Origin of the sequence: Chelatococcus asaccharovorans (genome assembly GCF_003201475.1) — a bacterium.
GTDB lineage: Bacteria > Pseudomonadota > Alphaproteobacteria > Rhizobiales > Beijerinckiaceae > Chelatococcus > Chelatococcus asaccharovorans.
This window is the reverse complement of sequence record NZ_QJJK01000004.1, coordinates 92,722-111,054: the sequence shown is the minus strand read 5'-3', so window position 1 is coordinate 111,054 and position 18,333 is coordinate 92,722. Positions and strand designations below refer to the sequence as shown.

Sequence of the window (18,333 nt, the reverse complement as noted above, 5' to 3'; positions counted from 1 at the left end):
CAAACCGACGTCCTGCCCATCATCCGTGGCCGCGCTTCAGCCCATCGCCTCCTCGACAAGGCTCGCCTCCGCATCCGCCAGGATCGCCTCCGAAGCCTCGCCGTAGACCAGCTCACGGCCAATTTCGAGCATGACCGCAATCGACAGCGGCGAAAGCCGCTCAAGCGGCTGGTGCGTGATTCGACCTTCGATGCGCCCCAGCATGCCGGCGAGGCGCGCGAGGTCAAGCAGGCCCGTGGCCGCATCGGCCCGCGCCGCCCGCAGGAGGAGATGCTGCGGTTCGTGCCGGCGCAACACGTCGTAGACGAGATCGGTCGACATGGTGACCTGGCGCTGGGACTTTTCCTGCGCGGGGAAGCGCCGCTCGATCAGGCCGGCGATGATGGCACACTGACGGAAGCTGCGCTTCATCAGCGCCGATTCGGCAAGCCATTCCTCCAGGTCGTCGCCCAGCATGTCCTGGCCGAAGAGCCCATTGATCGACAGCCTGTCGGTGGCAATGGCGGCATCGAGGTCCGACAGGCACCAGGCGGCAAGGCCATAGTCGTTGGCCACGAAGCCGAGCGGGTTGAGCCGCGCCCGCTCCAGCCGCCGGGTCAGCAGCATGCCGAGCGTCTGGTGGGCGAGGCGCCCCTCGAAGGGGTAGCAGACGAGGAAATGCCGTCCGGCGCGGGGAAAGGTCTCGACCAGGAGGCCCTCGCGACCCGGCAACCGCGACAGCCGGCGCTGCCCCTCCAGCCAGTTCGCGACCGGTGCGGGCAGACGATGCCAGTCGTCCGGCGTCGCCAGCATGGCGCGCACGCGGTCCGCAAGGAAGGTCGAGAGCGGGAACTTGCCCCCCTCATAGGACGGGATCTTGGGATCGGTGCCGGGCGCCGTGCGTTGGGTGATCACCTCGTTCTCGACGATGGCCTCGAAGCGCAGAACCTCCCCGGCGAAGACGAAGGTATCGCCCGGCGACAAGCCCTCTGCGAAATACTCCTCCACCTCGCCGAGCACGCGGCCGCCGCGCATCCAGGCCTGGGTGGGCTGGACACCCCGGCGCGGCTTCGAGACACGCACCTTGAGCATCGCAGCCTCGACGATGGTGCCGACATTCAACCGGTACTGCTGGGCTACGCGCGGATTGGCGACGCGCCAGAGCCCGTCGCGCCCCTGTCTGATCTTGGCGAAGCGCTCGTAGCTCCTGAGCGCGTAGCCACCCGTCGCCACGAAATCGACGGTGGCGTCGAAATCGGCACGGCTGAGGCCGGCATAGGGCGCCGCCTGCCGCACCTCGTCATAGAGCGCGTCACTCGCGAAGGGGGCGCCGCAGGCCATGCCGAGAATATGCTGGGCGAGCACGTCCAGCGCCCCGACCCGCGCATCCGGCGTGTCCTGCGCGGCTTCGGCCACGGCATCGAGCGCCGCCCGGCATTCCAGCACCTCGAAGCGGTTCGACGGGACCAGCACAGCCTGCGACGGCTCGTCGAGCCTGTGGTTGGCACGGCCGATGCGCTGCATCAGGCGGCTCGCGCCCTTGGGTGCGCCCACATTGATGACGAGGTCCACGTCGCCCCAGTCGATCCCGAGATCGAGCGTCGACGTGCAGACGACGGCCTTGAGCTGTCCCGCCGCCATCGCCTCCTCGACGCGGCGGCGCTGGCCGACGTCGAGCGAGCCGTGATGCAGCGCAATGGCGAGATTGTCGTCATTCATGTGCCAGAGCTCCTGGAACAGGAACTCCGCCTGCATGCGGGTGTTGACGAACACAAGGCTGAGCTTGTGGTCGCGGATCGCCGCATAGATCTCGCGCATGGCATGGGCTGCGGTGTGGCCGGCGAGCGGCGGCGCGACCTTCGTTTCGAGGATACCGATATCCGGTGGCGCGCCTCCCTTCACCACGACGATGTCGGCCGGCTCCCGCCCCGGCAGGTAGCGGGCGAGCACCTCCGGCTGCCGCACCGTCGCGGACAGGCCGACCGCCGCGAGGCCCGGCGCGAGCCGTCCGAGCCGGGCGAGACCGAGCGACAGCAGGTCACCCCGCTTGGAGGTGACGAGCGCATGCAATTCGTCGAGGACCACCCGCTTCAGCCCTCCAAAGAAAGCCTCGGCTTCCCGATGGGCGAGAAGAAGCGCCAGTTGCTCCGGCGTCGTCAGCAGGATGTCCGGCGGCCGCTCGATCTGCCGCGCGCGCTTGTGGGCCGGCGTGTCGCCCGTGCGGGTCTCGACGCGCACCGGCAGCTCCATCTCGCGCGCCGGCGTTTCCAGATTGCGGGCGATATCGACGGCCAGCGCCTTCAAGGGCGAGATATAGAGCGTGTGGATTCCGCGGGATAGATCGGGATGCCTGCCGCGCGCGGTGAGCTCCACGAGGCTCGGCAGAAAGCCGGCCAGCGTCTTGCCGGCACCGGTCGGCGCGACAAGCAGCGCCGAACGGCCGGCCTCGGCCTTGGCCAGAAGTTCGAGCTGATGGACGCGCGGTGTCCAGCCCCGGGCGGCGAACCAGCCGGCGAAAGGCTCCGGCAAAGGGAATATGGGCGGCGCGTCGGGCACGATCCCAATCTAGTGCATTGCGCCGAAAAGTGTATGCGGATTTGGCGGATCTGGCCTCCATTGGACGCCACCTCGATCCCTCCCCTCGAGGGGAGGGTGACCTCGCGTCAGCGAGGTCGGGTGGGGTGAGCGAGGGATCCGGGCGACGGCTCCCCCCGCGCCATTCCCGGCGGCGCGAAGCGCCGGGAAGGGAAGCCACAGCTGTCTTTCCAGAAGCGTTTCTCCCGCAACACATGCGACAATGAACCCGGAACCCTGTGCATGGCCGCGGAAAGACTTATCTTGTCAAGGACCATGCGCCCAACCGATCTTCTCACGCTCACGCCCGCGGGGCTTTATTGCCCGCCCGGCGATTTTTACATCGACCCGCTGCGGCCCGTGCCGCGGGCCCTGATCACGCATGGCCATTCCGACCATGCCCGGCCCGGCCATGGCGCGGTGCTCGCCACGACGGAAACGCTGGCGATCATGGCGGTCAGGTGCGGCGAAGGGTTTTGCGGCACGCGGCAGGCCGCCGTGCTGGGCGAGCCGATGCGGCTCGGTGACGTCACCGTCACCTTCTATCCCGCCGGTCACGTGCTCGGCTCGGCGCAGATCCTGATCGAGGCCGGCGGTTGCCGCATCGTCAATTCCGGCGACTACAAGCGCGAGCCGGACCCGACCTGCACGCCTTTCGAACCGATCGCCTGCGACGTCTTCATCACCGAAGCGACCTTCGGCCTGCCGGTGTTCCGCCACCCGCCGGCCCGCGACGAGGTCGCCAGGCTGCTTGATTCCGTCGCCCTGTTTCCGGAGCGCAGCCATCTCGTCGGCGCCTATTCGCTGGGCAAGGCGCAACGGCTCGCAGCCCTCCTGCGCGCGGCGGGACACGACGCGCCGCTCTATATCCACGGTGCCATGGAGCGGCTGATGGCCCTCTATGAGACGCTCGGAGTGCCGCTCGGCGACATCCGCAAGGTGCCAACGGGCAAGGAGGCCGCCCGCACCAGCTTCGCCGGTTCGATCATCCTCTGTCCGCCGAGCGCCACCCAGGAGATCTGGTCGCGCCGCTTCGCCGATCCCGTCACCGCTTTTGCCTCGGGCTGGATGCGCGTGCGCGCCCGGGCCCGCCAGCGCGGCGTCGAGCTGCCGCTCGTGGTGTCCGACCATGCCGATTGGGAAGACCTCTGCACGACCGTCTGCGAGACGGGCGCCTCCGAGATCTGGGTGACCCATGGCGAGGCCGACGCCCTCGTCCACTGGTGCACAAACCGCGGGCTCACAGCGAAGCCGCTGCACCTCATCGGCTACAGCGACGACGAGGAGGCAGCCGCGGCCGATGGTGTCGCGGCGGCAGCGGAGAGCGAGGCGCCGGCGGAGAACAAACCGTCATGAACCGTTTCGCCGAACTGCTCGACCGCCTCGCCTATGAGCCGCGCCGCAATGCCAAGCTCCGGCTGATGACGGCCTATTTCCGCGAGACGCCGGACCCGGAACGCGGCTTCGCGCTCGCGGCGCTGACCGGTGCCTTGTCTTTTGCCAATGCGAAGCCCGGCGTCATCCGTGCCCTGATCGCCGAGCGCACGGACCCCGTGCTGTTCGCTTTGTCCTATGACTATGTCGGCGACCTGTCGGAAACCGTCGCCCTGATGTGGCCGGGCCCTCCCCCTGCCGGCCGCCCGGATCCCTCCCCTCAAAGGGAGGGATCTCGAGGGCTCGCCTCGCGGGGACATAACCACCCGCCCGCGCCGACGCTGACCGAAGTCATCGAGGCACTCACCGCGACCCTGAAGCCCGACCTGCCTCACCTGATCGCCGGCTGGCTCGACGGGCTCGACGAGACCGGGCGCTGGGCCCTGCTGAAGCTCATCACCGGCGGCCTGCGCGTCGGGGTCTCCGCACGGCTCGCCAAGACGGCCGTGGCGGAACTCGGCGGCCTCGACCCGGATGCCATCGAGGAAGTCTGGCACGGGCTCGAGGCACCCTACGAGCCCTTGTTCGCCTGGGTCGAGGGGCGCGGCGAGAAGCCGGAAGGCGCCTCGGCCGTTCCCTTTCGCCCGCCGATGCTGGCCCATGCCCTTGAGGAAATGGACGTCGCGAAGCTCGACCCGGCGGATTTCTCAGCCGAATGGAAATGGGACGGCATCCGCATCCAGGCCGTGGCGGGGAGCCGCCAAGGACAGCGCGAGGGGCGCCGGCAGGTGCGGCTCTATACACGCACGGGTGAGGATATTTCGGGAGGTTTTCCCGATCTCATCGAGGCGATCCTTCTCGATCCGGCCTTCGACGGCGCCATCGACGGCGAACTGCTCATCATGCGCGACGGGCTCGTGCAGAGCTTCAACGTGCTGCAGCAGCGCCTCAATCGCAAATCCGTCACGCCGAAGCTGATGGCGGAGTATCCCGCACATATCCGGGCCTATGATCTCCTGGCGCAGGCGGGCGAGGATCTCCGCGTCCTCCCCTTCCGCGGGCGCCGGGAGCGCCTGGAGGCGTTCGTCACAGGCCTTGCCACGTCACGCATCGATCTGTCGCCTCTCGTTCCAGCAGCAAGCTGGGAGGCGCTGACGGCCGCCCGCGCGGATCCCGCATCGGCCGGCGGCGGCGCCGATGCCGCGGCCATCGAAGGCTTGATGCTGAAGCGCCATGACAGCACCTATGTCCCCGGCCGTCCCAAGGGGCCGTGGTTCAAGTGGAAGCGCGACCCCCACACGGTCGATGCGGTCCTGATGTATGCCCAGCGCGGCCATGGCAAGCGCTCGTCGCTCTATTCCGATTTCACCTTCGGGGTGTGGCGAGGCCCTGAAGGCGAGGAAGAGCTGGTGCCGGTTGGCAAGGCCTATTTCGGCTTCACCGACGAGGAACTGAGCCAGCTCGATCGCTTCGTGCGCCAGTCGACGATCAATCGGTTCGGCCCTGTGCGCGAGGTCGTACATGGGCGCGACAGCGGCTTGGTGCTGGAGGTGGCCTTCGAAGGCCTGCAATCCTCACCGCGGCATAAATCCGGTATCGCCATGCGCTTTCCGCGCATCAGCCGCATCCGCTGGGACAAGCCGCCCCGGGAAGCGGACCGCATCGAATTCCTCGAAGCCTTGCTCAGAGGGCGAAATTAGGGCAAGGACACTGTCCTATGTGGTCGACGATCGCCAAATCATACTAATTTCTCGTTTTTTTAGAGTAACTCTTGCGCCGAAAGGCGCAACGCGAAACAATGTGGCAAAATTCGGGAGGCCCATTCATTGAACGATCAGCCACCAGTGCAGATCGTCATCGCAGATGACCACCCGCTTTATCGCGGGGCCTTGCAACAAACCATTGCGACGCTGGTGCCCCAAGCGACGGTGATCGACGTTGGCACTTTCGACGACGCGGTTGCGGTTCTGGCGGAAAAGGGGGGCGTCGATCTCGTCTTGCTCGATCTCGCCATTCCCGGTGCCCAGCGCCTGTCTGGCCTGATATATCTTCGCGCCCAATACCCGGGCACGCCCGTCGTCATCGTCTCGGGCAATGACGACCGGGCGGTGATTCGCAGTTGCATGGACTGCGGCGCTTCCGGCTTCATCCCGAAGTCCCTCGGCGTCGCAAGCATCGGCGAGGCGGTGCGGTCGGTTCTGGCGGGGAACACCTGGGTTCCGCCCGACATCGACCTCTCGACCGCCGGCGACGCGGCCGTGGGTGATGCCGCGAGGCGTCTCTCCCGCCTGACGCCGCAGCAGTTGCGCGTGCTGATGATGCTGACGGAAGGCCTCCTCAATAAGCAGATCGCCTATGAGCTCAGCGTCTCGGAGGCCACCGTGAAGGCTCATGTTTCAGCGATCCTGCAAAAGCTCGGCGTCGAGAGCCGTACGCAGGCTGTCATCCTCGCGGGGCGTGTCACCGGCACTGGAACCGCGGCCTGAGCGGCGCGGCGCATCACGGGATGCCGGCGAAAAAGGCCTCGCTGCGGCAAAGGGCCTCTTCCGTGAGGGCGCTGGGAAAGCCGATGAAGACGTGGCACCCGCCGGGATAGACCGCGAGTTCGGCGCGATTGCCGGCAGCAGTCCAGCGTGCGCTCATGAAGAGGTTGTCATCGAGCAGCGCGTCGCGCGTGCCGATCGTGAAAATCGCGGGCGGCAGGCCGCGCAGATCCCCATAGAGCGGTGAAATATCGGGATCGCGCAGATCCCCGCCGTTGCGCAGGAAATTCTGCACGAACAGGTGGATATCGAGCGTCCTCAGGATCAGCTTCTCCTCGCCGAACTGCCGGGCGCTCGGGGTCATGCCGAGATCGAAGGCCCCCGCCACCAGATTGGCCGCACGGAAGGGCGTGAGCCGGTGCCGGTCGCGCAGGCGCAGCAAGGTGACGACGGACAGATGGGCCCCGGCCGATTCGCCGCCGATGAACAGCCGCTCCGTCCCGAAGCGGCTCTTGGCCTCGCTGACCAGCCAGAGCGCCGCCGCCTCGCAATCATCGGGCCCGGCAGGATAGGGATGTTCCGGCGCAAGCCGGTATTCCACGGACACACACGCCAGTCCCGCCGTCTCGACCCAGCGCTCGAGCCGGCCATCCTGCAGGTCGGCACCACCGAAGGTCCAGCCACCGCCGTGAATGTGGAAGTAAACGCCGCGCGGCTCTGCCGGCGCGATGATGCGCAGCGCGATCGGCCCGGCCGGGCCGGGGATCGTCACGGTCTCGGCGCGCGGGCTCTTCGGCGCCAGGGGAAAGGCCCCGATACCCCTCGCACGCATGTCGCGAATGACCGCCGGCGGCAGGCTCCACTGGTCGGGCGCCTGGTCGGCCTTGGCGACGATGTCGGCATTAAGCCTTGCCGTTTCCAGATCGACGGCTGCGGGATCGAACAAGGCGGGATCAAGCATGTGACAGACCGGTTGCACTCGGGGGACGGGCCTGCGATGAAACATCAGGGAGTGATCGTCGTCCAGCACGACGCGGATGTCGACAACAGGAGCACGCGTATGACCAATGGTTCGCTGCAACGTTTCCTCGGCGGTTCGCCGGGAGCGGTTCTGGTGCGGCTGGTCTTCCTGTCGATCCTGGTCGGCGCGCTCATGGCCTTTCTCGACATCACACCGCTGAGCCTGGTCGACGGCATCGTCAATTTCATCCATCGCATCTTCGGCCGGGGGCTGGAGACGCTGATCGAAGTGGGCCGCTGGCTGCTGTATGGTGCCATCATCGTCGTGCCGATCTGGCTCATCCTGCGCCTGACCAGCCGGGGGCGTTAGAGCGACATCGACATTCAACTCTCGCGCGTCCAGGCGCTGGCATCGCGGCCGATGTGATCGCTGAGCGACCCGCCTTCCGTCGCAAGCCTGGTGAGAAGCCCCCGCTTGATGACGCCGACGAGTTCCGGGCCGTGATAGACCAGCGCGCTATAGAGCTGCATGAGCGTCGCTCCGGCCCGAACCTTCTGCCAGGCGGTTTCGGCCGAGGAGATGCCGCCCGCCGCGATCAGCGGGAAAGCGCCTTCGACACGCAGGAAGGTCTCGGCCAGCATGCGCGTTGCCAGCGGAAACAGCGGCTGGCCGGACAAGCCGCCTGCCTCGTTCGCGCGCGGATCCCGCAAGGTCGTGGGCCGGCTGATCGTGGTATTGCCGACGATCATGCCGTCGATCGCGCGGGAGCGGGCCACCCTGACGATATCGTCGAGCTCGGCGAGCGTCACATCCGGCGCGATCTTGAGGATGACCGGACGGCGCGGGCCGCCGACGCTGTCACGCGCCTCGATCACGCGGGCGAGCAGATCGTCGAGGGCTGCCGCCTGCTGCAGATCGCGCAGTCCGGGCGTGTTCGGCGATGAGATATTGACGGTGAAATAGCTCGCATAGGGCGCGAGGGCCTTCACCCCCGCCACGTAGTCGGCCGCCCGATCGGCGGAATCCTTGTTGGCACCGATATTGATGCCGAGGATGGCCGACGGGTTGGCCCGGCCGCGCCGCGCCGCGAGCCGTGCCTCGGCCGCGGCATGGCCACCGTTGTTGAAGCCGAGCCGGTTGATGACACCCTGGTCGGCCGGCAAGCGGAACACGCGCGGGCGCGGGTTGCCCTCCTGCGCCCGCGGCGTCAGCGTGCCCACCTCGACGAAGCCGAAACCGAAGCCGAGCATCGCGTCCGGCACCTCAGCATTCTTGTCGAAGCCGGCGGCAAGGCCGATGGGATTGGCGAAGCGCAACCCGAAGGCCGCGACCCTGAGCTTCGGGTCGCTCTGTGGGGGCGTGGCAGGCGGCAGGGCGGCCAAAGCGCGGATGGTCAGGCGATGCGCCGTCTCGGCATCAAGCTGCGCCAGAAAGGGCCGCGCGAGGGAGGCGAGCATCGACATCATGGGATTTCTTCCGGAAAGACATGGGCACCATCGGGACCGAGCGGCAGCGGAGCGACACGGCGGACGGCAGACAGGGGCAACGTCCCGTAGAGATGCGGAAAGAGATCGCCGCCGCGCGAAGGCTCGAAACGCAACGCCGCGCCAAGTGCCGCGGGATCGATCGCAACCAGCGTGAGGTCCTCCTGCCCGGCGAAATGACGGCGCGCCGTCTCGCGGAGCTGTGCGGCCGTCGAGAAATGGATGAAACCGTCCGCATGATCCACCGGCGCACCCATGAACACGCCGGCGCGTTCGGCCTCGCGCCACAAGGCGGCCGGGCAGATCTTGTAGATACGGATATCGTTGATGGTCGACACGGGCAGCGCCTCCTCATCAGGTGGGTAGGGCAGGCGCCGCCGGAGATCAACCCGTCGATGCAGGGGATGCTTGCCAGGCCAGGCTAAGTGATAACGGCCGGGACGCTGATAGCGGCGCGTGTCCCCCACCCCGTACCCCTCCCCGCAAGGGGGAGGGGAGTATTCCACGTTGCGATTTCTGGACAGCGCGTTGATGCCCCAAAGCGTTCCGATACACGCGGTTTGATGGTAAAGGCTCGACGCTGCCGCCCCCCTCCCCAACGCAAGTCGAGCTTTCGCGACTTGCGTAGATGCCTGCGGATCTTGGACAAGTCCAAGATCCGTCGGGGAGGGGTACGGGGTGGGGGTCCCTGTGGCCCCCTGCCGAAATGCCAACGCCAGCCAAATGCCCGCCTCTTCAAGCTCGCGCCTCTTGCGGAAAGGCATATTATCCTATAATAAGGGCTTAATCCTAGCCCCCGCATGAAAGCCGCTTCGATGCTCTCGCATGATCAGATCTGGTCAGCCATCGATGGGCTCGCGGCGCGATACGGCCTGTCGCCATCCGGATTGGCCCGCAAGGCCGGGCTTGATCCAACGTCCCTCAACCGGTCGAAGCGCGTCGGTCCCGATGGCCGCCTGCGCTGGCCATCGACGGAATCGATCGCCAAGATCCTGGAAGCAACGGGGGCCTCCCTCGACGAATTCATGGCGAACCTGGAGCGCGGCGGGCGCCGTGCGCCGCGCGGTCTGCCACTGCTCGGATTTGCCCAGGCCGGCCAGGGTGGCTATTTCGACGACGGCGGGTTTCCGGCGGGCACAGGCTGGGACGAGGTCGCCTTTCCCGACATGGGCGATGACCGGTTCTATGCGCTGGAGATTTCCGGCGAATCCATGATGCCGCTCTATCGCGACGGCGATGTCATCATCGTTTCGCCCACAGCCGCGCCGCGCCGGGGCGACCGGGTGGTTGTGCGCACCACCGAGGGTGAGGTGATGGTGAAGGAGCTGAAGCGCCGCACGGTGAGAACCGTGGAGCTGCGCTCCCTCAACCCGGATCATGCCGATCGCGTGCTGTCGCTGGCCGATGTCTCCTGGATGGCCCGCGTCATGTGGGCGAGCCAGTAGACGGCCGCCGTTCCGGGACTTCGCCGGCGCGAAGCCCCGGGATAAGCGGCTCAGGCCGTGCCGCGCGCTGCCAGGAAGGCCTGATGCTCCGCGATGAGCTCGCCGCCCAAAGCCTTTGCAATCAGCGCACGCGTTTCGGGAATGCCGTAAACGGCGACGAACGATCCGAAACGCGGCCCGCGCTCCTCGCCCAGCAGGATCTGGTAGATCGTGTTGAACCAGGCGTTTGACACGCCCGGCCGCTCAGGCGTCGCGTTCTTGGCCTTGAAGTCCTGGTAACGCGGGATGGGCCGGGCCACATCGTAGAGAACCTCCTGGATCTTCTCGGCCGTGGCATCCGCCGGAAGCCCGGCGAGCGCCGCCGAGAGCGTCTCAAGCGCCGCCCTCTCCTCGTCGTCGGGCATGCGATAGGTCTTGGCCGGCTTCACGAAGTCCTGGAAATAGCGGATGGCATAACCGACGAGCGCATCGAGCCGCGGATGCGTCTCCGGCCCGACACCCGGTGCGTAGCGGCGAATATAACCCCAGAGCATATCCTTGCTTTCGGCATTGGCGACCGCGACGATATTCAGCAGCAGCGCGAAGGACAGCTGGCTGCGCCCGCCGTTGTCGCCGGCTTCGGCGATGGTTTCCGGCGCCGGCGGATTGCCGCCATGGATATGCCAGACCGGGTTCGACAGCCGCTGCGGCTCCGTCTGCCGGGGATAGGCGGCGAGATGGGCGGCATATTCGTCGACCTGCCGCGGGATGACGTCGAAATAGAGGCGCTTGGCCTCGCGCGGCTTGGAATACATGAAGAGCGCCAGGCTCTCGGGCATGCCATAGGCCAGCCAATCCTCGATCGTCAGGCCGTTGCCCTTGGACTTCGAGATCTTCTGGCCCTTCTCGTCGAGAAACAGCTCGTAGTTGAAGCCATCCGGCGGCGTCGCGCCGAGTGCGCGCGCGATCTGGCCCGACAATTTGACCGAGTCGATCAGGTCCTTGCCGGCCATTTCATAATCGACGCCGAGCGCAACCCAGCGCATCGCCCAATCCGGCTTCCACTGCAGCTTGGCATGCCCGCCGGTGACCGGTGTCTCGAAGCGCTCGCCCGTGTCCGGATCGCGCCAGACGATGGTGCCGGCCTCCGGCTTCACCTCGTCGATCGACACCTGCATGACGATGCCGGTCTTCGGGTGCACGGGCAGAAACGGCGAATAGCTTTGCGCCCGCTCCGCCCGGAGGCTCGGCAGCATGATGGCCATGACGGCGTCATAGCGTTCGAGGACCAGCCTGAGCGTGGCGTCGAAGATGCCCGCCTTGTAGCTCTCGGTGGCCGACTGGAAGGAATAGTCGAAGCCGAAGGCATCGAGAAAGGCGCGCAGACGCGCATTATTGTGCGCCCCGAAGCTCGGATGCGTGCCGAAGGGGTCCGGCACCTGCGTCAGCGGCTTGCCCAGATAGGCGGCGACGAGCTCCTTGTTGGGAATATTGTCCGGCACCTTGCGCAGGCCGTCCATGTCGTCCGAGAAGGCGACGAGGCGGGTCGGCACCTCGTCCTCGGTCAGCACGCGGAAGGCATGACGGACCATCGAGGTGCGCGCCACTTCCCCGAAGGTACCGATATGGGGCAGGCCGGAAGGCCCGTAGCCGGTCTCGAACAGGATCTCCTTTTTCCCCGAGCGCTCCAGGCGTGCAATGAGCTTGCGGGCCTCTTCGAAAGGCCAGGCCTGGGATGCGCGGGCCGCATCGATAACGCCGCGATCGAGCGCGAGAGGGGTCGTCATGAACTCAAACTTTCAGGTTTTCAGGATATCGAAAGGGTCTGCCGGCAGCAGGCTCGACAAGGGCCGGTCTGACGCAAACGCGGCGGACACTAGAACATCGACGGCCAAAGTGCACGCGGTTTCTGGGGAAATGCGTTGCCCGAACAAGAGGATAGAGCCGCGAAATATGACGGCGCGCGGCCCTTGGAGTGGCCGTCGCCCTGGCCGCACGGCGGGCCACCGGCCGGCGTCCGTTCGCGTCAGTAGAAGCTCACGGGAAAGTAGCGCAGGAAGAGCTCGGCGTAGGTGCCGTCCTCCCATACCTTCTGCAGGCCATAGTCGAGGGCCTGGCGCAGAATGGGATCGTCCCGCCGGATGATGAATCCGACCCCTTCGCCGAAATAGCGGCTTTCGGTGTATGGCCCGCCGATAAAGCGGCAGCAGCCCGCAGCATCGCTGCCGTTCAGCCAGAGCGCCATGCTCAACCCATCGGCAAAGACGTAGTCGACCTTCCTGTCGCGCAGCGCATCCTGCGCCAGGCCGAGGTTCGGGAAGGTCCCGACCTTTGCGCCCGGGAACATCACCTTGAGATAGACACCATGGGCTGATTGCGCCACGACACCCACCGTGCGGCCGACCAGCGTTTCCACCGTGGGCTCCGGCAGGTCGCCTCCCGCCCGCGCCACGAAGCGCGCCGGCGTTCTGTAGTAGGGGGACGTCACCGTAAAACGCTGCCGCAGCCCCTCCCGAATGGGGATGGCGGCGGCGATGACATCGCCACGGCTTTCAGCGAGCGAGTCGAGAAGCGTGTCGAAACGCCGGACCTGAATGGTGCAGGCGACCTGCAAAACGTCACAGACGGCACGCGCCAGATCCACCGAGAAGCCCGCCGGCAGTCCTTCGGCATCCGCGAAATGCAGAGGGGGATACAAATCATCCGTCAGAAACCGGATGACCCGGACCCCGGTGAGATCCGGTTTGTTGGGTGAATTCTGCCGGTCCCAGAAATTCGGCACGACAACCTCGCCCGGGCCTGCGCGCAGACGTCCATCCTGGCTCAGGGAGGGCCCTGTGCCGAAGACCGCCACGAGGAGAGCCGCCAGAACGGCAGCCGTCACGAACCGCGGCCAAGGCCACCGAACAGCCCGGCCATGCGGCAATGGGAAAGGCTTCATTTCTGATCCAGGCATCGCGGGAGCCAGGGGCCAATTCGACCATGAAACGAGTCGGATTTGACTCGCATTCCTTGCCAAACTCCTATCACAATACGCTCCGGGGACAATTTGGGGGACGACGATGCATCGGGGCAGCAATGCCAGCGGGGAAGGCTGGTTGTTGCGTTATCGGTGGTCACCAGAGGGCTATGAGGAGCCCTTGCCACCCGAAATCGCCTTTCTGGCGGCGCACGGGGTGACTATACCGCAACTCATCAAAGCCAAGCGCTATGCGCTCCTGTGGGGCGTTACACCGTCCGAGGCCTTGCTGGCGCTCGGCTTCATGGACGAAGAGGCCTTCTACCGGGCCCTGGCGGCCGAAACGGGGATTCCGCTCCTGCCGGCCGATATCGCGGTCAGCCCCAGCGCGCCCTACGACCTCGGCATCCGTGCCGGCATCGTTGCACTGCAGCCAAACCGGCGACATCTGGCCTTCGCCATCGCCCCGCGCGGCAGTGCCGTGCAGGAACTGCTGCTGCGCGGACCCAAGCTCGCCCGACAGGGCGTCGCGCTGGTTTCGCCGCGGCGCCTGGCCGAACGCGTGATGGCCGCGTCCGCGGACCGTATCGCACAGCGCGCCGCCAATGAATTGCCGGATGAGGACCCTGCCCTGTCCGCGCGCGACGGCGCCACCAAGGCACAGGTCATCTCTCTGGCGACAGCCGTGGGCGCGGCCAGCTTCATGGCGACACTGGCGCCGGACACCATGCAACAGGTCGTCATCGGCGTGATCAGCCTCGTCTTCCTCGCCATGATCACCGTCCGGCTGGCCTGTTGCCTCGAGCGGGTGCCGATCCGCCAGCGCCGCAAGCCTGCCCTTGCGCCGGATGATGAAGAGCGAGGCGATGAGCACCTGCCGGTCTACACCATTATCGTTCCCCTGTTCCGGGAGACGCGGGTGCTCCGACAGATCGTCGGTGCGCTGCAGGCGCTCGACTATCCCGCCGCCAAGCTCGACATCAAGCTGGTCCTGGAAGAGGACGATGCGCCCATGCGGGCGGCCGTGCGCGCCATGGAGATGCCCAATTTCATCGAAGTCCTCATCGCACCCGTGGGACAGCCCCGGACCAAGCCGCGCGCGCTGAACGTGGCCCTGCCGCTCGCCCGGGGCGAGTTCGTCGTCGTCTACGACGCCGAAGACGTACCCGATCGTGATCAGCTGCGCCTTGCCGTCGCGACCTTCGCGCGCATGCCCCGCTCGGTGGTCTGCCTCCAGGCGCGTCTCGTCATCGACAATCTCAAGGACGGCCTGCTCGCCACCCTCTTCGCCATCGAATACATGGCGCTGTTCGACGTCATCAATCCCGGCCTCGCCAGCTACGGCCTGCCGCTGCCGCTCGGCGGCACCTCCAACCACTTCCGGACGCAGGTGCTGCGTGACATCAAGGGTTGGGACGCCTGGAACGTGACTGAGGATGCCGACCTCGGCGTGCGGCTCGCGTGCCGCGGCTACGACGTCGCCGACCTGCCGTCGGCAACCCTCGAGGAAGCGCCGATGCAACTCGGGGCGTGGATGCGCCAGCGCGCGCGCTGGATGAAGGGCTGGATGCAAGTCTGCGTCACCCACAGCCGGATGCCCCTCACCACGGCCCGGGCGCTCGGCGGCGCCGGCTCCCTCGGCGTCCTGACCATGGCCTTCGGCACTGTGGCGACAGCGCTGGGTTATCCGCTGTTCGCCGCGCTCGCCGTCATCGCGATGACGAGGCTCGTCCTGAACGGCGGTGCTGTCCCGGTCTCCTCGATGGCCGACGCCGGCTTTGCGGCGCTGGCGCTGGTCGTCTTCGCGGCTGGCTTCGTCTCGATGCTGCTGCCCCCGGTCATCGGCATCGCCCGGCGCGGCCCCTGGAGGCTGATGCTCTACGTGCCGCTGCTGCCGTTCTACTACGTCCTCGTGTCCGTGGCTTCGTGGCGCGGCCTCGCCGGCCTCGTCACGTCGCCCTTCACCTGGAACAAGACGGAACATGGACTATCCGCCCGACGCCGCAGCCTCCAGATTACAGGTAGCTCAGAAGATCTTTCGCCGCGACGTCCGGTGCGCGTTTGAGATCGAAGCCGTTCACGAAGCGCCCCTTGGCATCCATCAGATACACCATGGCCGTGTGATCCATGGTGTATCCGTCGCTGGTCGGAACCTTGCGCGCATAGACCTTGTAAGACTTGACAATGGCGGCAATGGCCTCAGGCGAACCGGAAAGCCCGATGATCCGTGGATCGAACGCGCTGAGATAGCTTTTCATGACCTCAGGGGTGTCACGTTCCGGATCGACCGTCACAAACAGGATACGCAGCTTGTCGCCTTGCGACCCCGCCGCGCGCAGCAGCTCGGATGCCTCGAACAGCGTGGTCGGACAGACATCGGGGCAATGGGTGAAGCCGAAGAACACGAGGAACGGTGCGCCGCGGAGATCTTTCTCCGTGACGGTGCGTCCATCCTGCGAGGTCAGGGTGAATGGCCCACCGACCGAGGATGTCACCGGCTCCTCACGACGAAAATCGACCAGCGAGACGATCGCGATGCCGAGCAGGACAACGCTGACAAGGAACGTGAGGAGAGGCAGCGCCAGACGCCGGAGGCGGTCATGCTTCATAATGCGTTGCTCCCGTTCCATCCGCAGGCGGCGCCGACGCCCCACGACCTTCGGCAGCGAGCACCGGCGGGATCGCTATACGCCGCCAAAGCCCTGCAGGAGAAGGCGGCAGATGGTCGCCTCGCGAAAACGTCATGGAGACCTGAAGGGGCTGCAGCCAACCACGGCGCTGCGCCATGCCCGCACCCTTAAAAACAACCCGCAATCGCAGCTGTCACCCAGGTCAGGAATACGCCGTCGCCCTGGCTCGCCCAGAGCATCGCGCCCGCAGCGAGCGCCACGATAACGCCAGCCGCGGACAGCCCGATGATCAGCCCGCGGTTGTCAGAAAGCGCTTCAGTGGGCCCGATAACGGGTTCGGACGGGGCCATGGCGAAAAGGCTCCTCATGATCAGCCGGTCACAGACGGCTTCATTAAAGATAATGCGCGACACCGCTCTTGGAAACAGGAGCATCCCCAGAATGTCTATGATTCGCGTGGAATTTTCGAGTTTGACATTCGGTCTCGAGGCCGACATCGAGCGAGTACCGAACGTCAAATTCATTCCACGAGCACGGGTCGGGCGGATGCATGCCACAACCCACAGCCACAAGCAGGCGCTCGCGAGGGATGGTTAGAATAACGGCACGAACTCTGTATGATGAGGTGCGAATCAGGATCGTGATTCCTGCATTCGCCATACCTCAGAGCAGCCCTAATAATAAGGATTTGTGACATTAGAGCATAATATTTGTAATAATTATAAGAAAATAAGTAGGTGCGCCTCCTGGCGCTCCTAGAACCGCTGTAACACTTGTCATGCAAAATGTTCTACGCCAAGGGAACGGCGCGGGAGAAGTTGAATGACTGGCATATCACGGCGTGACATCGACACGCTCGTTGGCACGGTAGACGACATGATTGCCACTGAAATGATTGGTACCGGCGCGAGCACGGCTGAACTCGAGGAAGCCATGGCGCGTCTGGACGATCGGGCAAATCAGGCCGCGCTTCACTCTTCACCGACCCGCCGGGTGCGTCGCCTGATTGATCTGCTCCTGGCTGTGGGTTTGCCCTCGGCACAGCTGCAACCAGGAATGACTTGACCCGCAGATCCGCAAGCAGCAGCGCGACAGATGGGCCCGCGCCGCACAAACCATGCGGCGCGCGGCCGCGACGGGATCGCCCTGTGCAGCCTCTGGCACGCGCTGAAGCGACAGGCCTGACCCGAGGTCGGGGAGGTGATGTGTCGCTTGAACACACGACATCCCCGGAGAAGCCCGGGGCGCTGAGGGCAGATTTAGCTCTTCGGGCCGCCGAATTCGGAAATCCCACCGTGGGCCGACGACCACTGCGCCGGCTGATGCAGGAAGGCTTCCACCTCCGCAAGCACACCGGCATCGAAATGGCCGCTCGCCTTCGCGACCTCCAGCACGTCCCACCAGGTCACCAGCGCGTGGAGATCGAGGCCTATGGCCTTCAGGTCGGCGCGAGCCGTCGGGAAAATATCGTAGAAGAAGAGCACGAAGCAATGATCGACGGTCTGCCCGGCATTGCGGATGGCATCGGCGAACGTCACCTTGCTGCGACCATCCGTCGCCAGATCCTCGACGAGAAGCGTGCGCGAGCCTTCCACCACCTCGCCCTCGATCTGCGCGTTGCGGCCGAAACCTTTCGGCTTCTTGCGGATATACTGCATAGGCAGCATCAGCCGGTCGGCGATCCACGCCGCGAAGGGAATGCCAGCGGTTTCACCGCCCGCCACACAATCGATCGATTCGTAGCCGATGTCGCGCAGAATGGTGGTTGCGGCGAAATCCATCAGCCCGGCGCGCAGCCGCGGATAGGAGATCAGCTTGCGGCAGTCGGTATACACCGGGCTCGCCCAGCCCGACGTGAAGATGAACGGCGTCTCGGCGTTGAAATGAATGGCCTTGACCTCGAGCATCATGCGGGCGGTCTGGTGGGCGATCGTTTGTCTGTCCGCCAGGGACGCTGCTTTCACCATCACTCTCTCCATCATCCCGGCGCCTCACGCCTCTCTGCCTGCCATTATGCGGCCACCGCATGCCCATGAAGCAGCCACGATATTCCGACACGGGGTGCCCGGTCTTGGGCTCCCGCTGTCGGGCATCAAGGCGTCCGAGATCACCGAGCGGCGGCTCGCCCCGCTGGGCGCTTAAGAACACCGGCGGGCCGATCCTGACAAGCCCGTTTGATAGCCCGCACGAGCAATCCAATGCCGATCTGTCCCTGCCGCCTCCGTGAACCGGTCTTCCCTCCGTCCCCACCGTGCTGACCTTGCCCCGCTGCATCCCGGTCGCCTTGACCCCCATCGCGGCCTTCGCTAGACAGCCGCACAGGCTGGCCGGACGTGCGGGTACCTCCGCGCTGCACGACTGCCCCTGCGGCGCGGGCCCGGCAAGGCGTGCCTCCACCGTGCTACGCCCGGTACGATGCCGCGCCGAACGGAGGCGGAAGCAATGACCTGACGAGGTTTTTCAAG

General features: G+C 66.0%; 16 protein-coding genes. 7 read left to right on the top strand and 9 right to left on the bottom strand.

What is annotated here, in order from left to right:
- Positions 1-36 precede the first annotated feature (36 nt).
- A complete protein-coding gene (locus C7450_RS10460) occupies positions 37-2,535 on the bottom strand; it encodes a ligase-associated DNA damage response DEXH box helicase (protein ID WP_210206419.1) in 2,499 nt (832 codons plus the stop codon).
- A 294-nt stretch (positions 2,536-2,829) separates the two neighbouring features.
- On the opposite strand from C7450_RS10460, the gene C7450_RS10455 reads away from it, so the two are divergent.
- From C7450_RS10455 to C7450_RS10445, 3 genes are all read left to right on the top strand, one after another.
- Complete coding sequence (locus tag C7450_RS10455) at positions 2,830-3,909, top strand: ligase-associated DNA damage response exonuclease (RefSeq protein ID WP_110374395.1); 1,080 nt, start codon at positions 2,830-2,832, stop codon at positions 3,907-3,909.
- The gene (locus tag C7450_RS10450; protein ID WP_110374394.1) at positions 3,906-5,627 is read left to right on the top strand and encodes a cisplatin damage response ATP-dependent DNA ligase; all 1,722 of its coding nucleotides are present in this window, start codon (positions 3,906-3,908) and stop codon (positions 5,625-5,627) included. Before C7450_RS10455 ends, C7450_RS10450 begins: the two co-directional genes overlap by 4 nt.
- 126 nt (positions 5,628-5,753) lie before the next feature.
- The gene (locus C7450_RS10445) at positions 5,754-6,413 is read left to right on the top strand and encodes a LuxR C-terminal-related transcriptional regulator (RefSeq protein WP_110374393.1); all 660 of its coding nucleotides are present in this window, start codon (positions 5,754-5,756) and stop codon (positions 6,411-6,413) included.
- 13 nt (positions 6,414-6,426) lie between these two features.
- On the opposite strand, the gene C7450_RS10440 is transcribed toward C7450_RS10445, so the two are convergent.
- Positions 6,427-7,371 (bottom strand): alpha/beta hydrolase, encoded by a 945-nt coding sequence (locus C7450_RS10440; protein WP_110374392.1) that lies wholly within the window; start codon positions 7,369-7,371, stop codon positions 6,427-6,429.
- A gap of 36 nt (positions 7,372-7,407) precedes the next feature.
- On the opposite strand from C7450_RS10440, the gene C7450_RS10435 reads away from it, so the two are divergent.
- Entirely contained in the window at positions 7,408-7,740 is a 333-nt protein-coding gene (locus tag C7450_RS10435; RefSeq protein ID WP_245449600.1) for a DUF6460 domain-containing protein, read from the top strand.
- 14 nt (positions 7,741-7,754) lie between these two features.
- Here C7450_RS10435 and C7450_RS10430 read toward each other — a convergent pair whose 3' ends face one another.
- Together C7450_RS10430 and C7450_RS34480 are read right to left on the bottom strand one after the other, a co-directional pair.
- On the bottom strand, positions 7,755-8,837 hold the full coding sequence (locus C7450_RS10430) for a quinone-dependent dihydroorotate dehydrogenase (protein ID WP_110374391.1): 1,083 nt from the start codon (positions 8,835-8,837) through the stop codon (positions 7,755-7,757).
- The gene (locus C7450_RS34480) at positions 8,834-9,193 is read right to left on the bottom strand and encodes a DUF952 domain-containing protein (RefSeq protein ID WP_245449598.1); all 360 of its coding nucleotides are present in this window, start codon (positions 9,191-9,193) and stop codon (positions 8,834-8,836) included. Before C7450_RS34480 ends, C7450_RS10430 begins: the two co-directional genes overlap by 4 nt.
- Before the next feature lie 477 nt (positions 9,194-9,670).
- Here C7450_RS34480 and C7450_RS10420 point away from each other — a divergent pair, with 477 nt between their 5' ends.
- Positions 9,671-10,300 carry a S24 family peptidase gene (locus C7450_RS10420; protein WP_110374389.1) on the top strand — a complete coding sequence of 210 codons (630 nt, stop codon included), beginning with the start codon at positions 9,671-9,673 and terminating at the stop codon, positions 10,298-10,300.
- A 50-nt stretch (positions 10,301-10,350) separates the two neighbouring features.
- Here the strand turns inward: C7450_RS10420 and C7450_RS10415 are convergent, their stop codons facing one another.
- Together C7450_RS10415 and C7450_RS10410 are read right to left on the bottom strand one after the other, a co-directional pair.
- A complete protein-coding gene (locus C7450_RS10415) occupies positions 10,351-12,066 on the bottom strand; it encodes a lysine--tRNA ligase (protein ID WP_110374388.1) in 1,716 nt (571 codons plus the stop codon).
- Between the two features lie 239 nt (positions 12,067-12,305).
- Positions 12,306-13,163: a transporter substrate-binding domain-containing protein gene (locus C7450_RS10410; RefSeq protein WP_245449596.1), complete on the bottom strand. Its 858-nt coding sequence runs from the start codon at positions 13,161-13,163 to the stop codon at positions 12,306-12,308.
- A gap of 256 nt (positions 13,164-13,419) precedes the next feature.
- On the opposite strand from C7450_RS10410, the gene C7450_RS10405 reads away from it, so the two are divergent.
- Complete coding sequence (locus C7450_RS10405) at positions 13,420-15,303, top strand: glycosyltransferase (protein WP_170147184.1); 1,884 nt, start codon at positions 13,420-13,422, stop codon at positions 15,301-15,303.
- Here C7450_RS10405 and C7450_RS10400 read toward each other — a convergent pair.
- Positions 15,254-15,847, bottom strand: coding sequence for an SCO family protein (locus tag C7450_RS10400; protein ID WP_110374385.1), 594 nt, complete (start codon positions 15,845-15,847; stop codon positions 15,254-15,256). The two genes, C7450_RS10405 and C7450_RS10400, sit on opposite strands and share 50 nt — an antisense overlap.
- A gap of 188 nt (positions 15,848-16,035) precedes the next feature.
- Positions 16,036-16,392, bottom strand: a complete 357-nt coding sequence (locus C7450_RS10395) for a hypothetical protein (RefSeq protein ID WP_146227321.1) — start codon at positions 16,390-16,392, stop codon at positions 16,036-16,038.
- A gap of 298 nt (positions 16,393-16,690) precedes the next feature.
- Between C7450_RS10395 and C7450_RS33525 the strand changes: the two genes are divergently transcribed.
- Complete coding sequence (locus tag C7450_RS33525; RefSeq protein WP_146227320.1) at positions 16,691-16,933, top strand: hypothetical protein; 243 nt, start codon at positions 16,691-16,693, stop codon at positions 16,931-16,933.
- A gap of 194 nt (positions 16,934-17,127) precedes the next feature.
- On the opposite strand, the gene C7450_RS10390 is transcribed toward C7450_RS33525, so the two are convergent.
- The gene (locus C7450_RS10390; protein WP_110374383.1) at positions 17,128-17,835 is read right to left on the bottom strand and encodes an orotate phosphoribosyltransferase; all 708 of its coding nucleotides are present in this window, start codon (positions 17,833-17,835) and stop codon (positions 17,128-17,130) included.
- Between the last annotated feature and the right edge of the window lie 498 nt (positions 17,836-18,333).

Coding starts and splice junctions, on each gene's coding strand:
- C7450_RS10455 (WP_110374395.1), top strand. CDS start 2,830: ATGCGCCCAACCGATCTTCTCACGCTCACGCCCGCGGGGCTTTATTGC.
- C7450_RS10450 (WP_110374394.1), top strand. CDS start 3,906: ATGAACCGTTTCGCCGAACTGCTCGACCGCCTCGCCTATGAGCCGCGC.
- C7450_RS10440 (WP_110374392.1), bottom strand. CDS start 7,371: ATGCTTGATCCCGCCTTGTTCGATCCCGCAGCCGTCGATCTGGAAACG.
- C7450_RS10435 (WP_245449600.1), top strand. CDS start 7,408: ATGAAACATCAGGGAGTGATCGTCGTCCAGCACGACGCGGATGTCGAC.
- C7450_RS10430 (WP_110374391.1), bottom strand. CDS start 8,837: ATGATGTCGATGCTCGCCTCCCTCGCGCGGCCCTTTCTGGCGCAGCTT.
- C7450_RS10420 (WP_110374389.1), top strand. CDS start 9,671: ATGCTCTCGCATGATCAGATCTGGTCAGCCATCGATGGGCTCGCGGCG.
- C7450_RS10415 (WP_110374388.1), bottom strand. CDS start 12,066: ATGACGACCCCTCTCGCGCTCGATCGCGGCGTTATCGATGCGGCCCGC.
- C7450_RS10400 (WP_110374385.1), bottom strand. CDS start 15,847: ATGAAGCATGACCGCCTCCGGCGTCTGGCGCTGCCTCTCCTCACGTTC.
- C7450_RS10395 (WP_146227321.1), bottom strand. CDS start 16,392: ATGAATTTGACGTTCGGTACTCGCTCGATGTCGGCCTCGAGACCGAAT.
- C7450_RS33525 (WP_146227320.1), top strand. CDS start 16,691: ATGACTGGCATATCACGGCGTGACATCGACACGCTCGTTGGCACGGTA.
- C7450_RS10390 (WP_110374383.1), bottom strand. CDS start 17,835: ATGGTGAAAGCAGCGTCCCTGGCGGACAGACAAACGATCGCCCACCAG.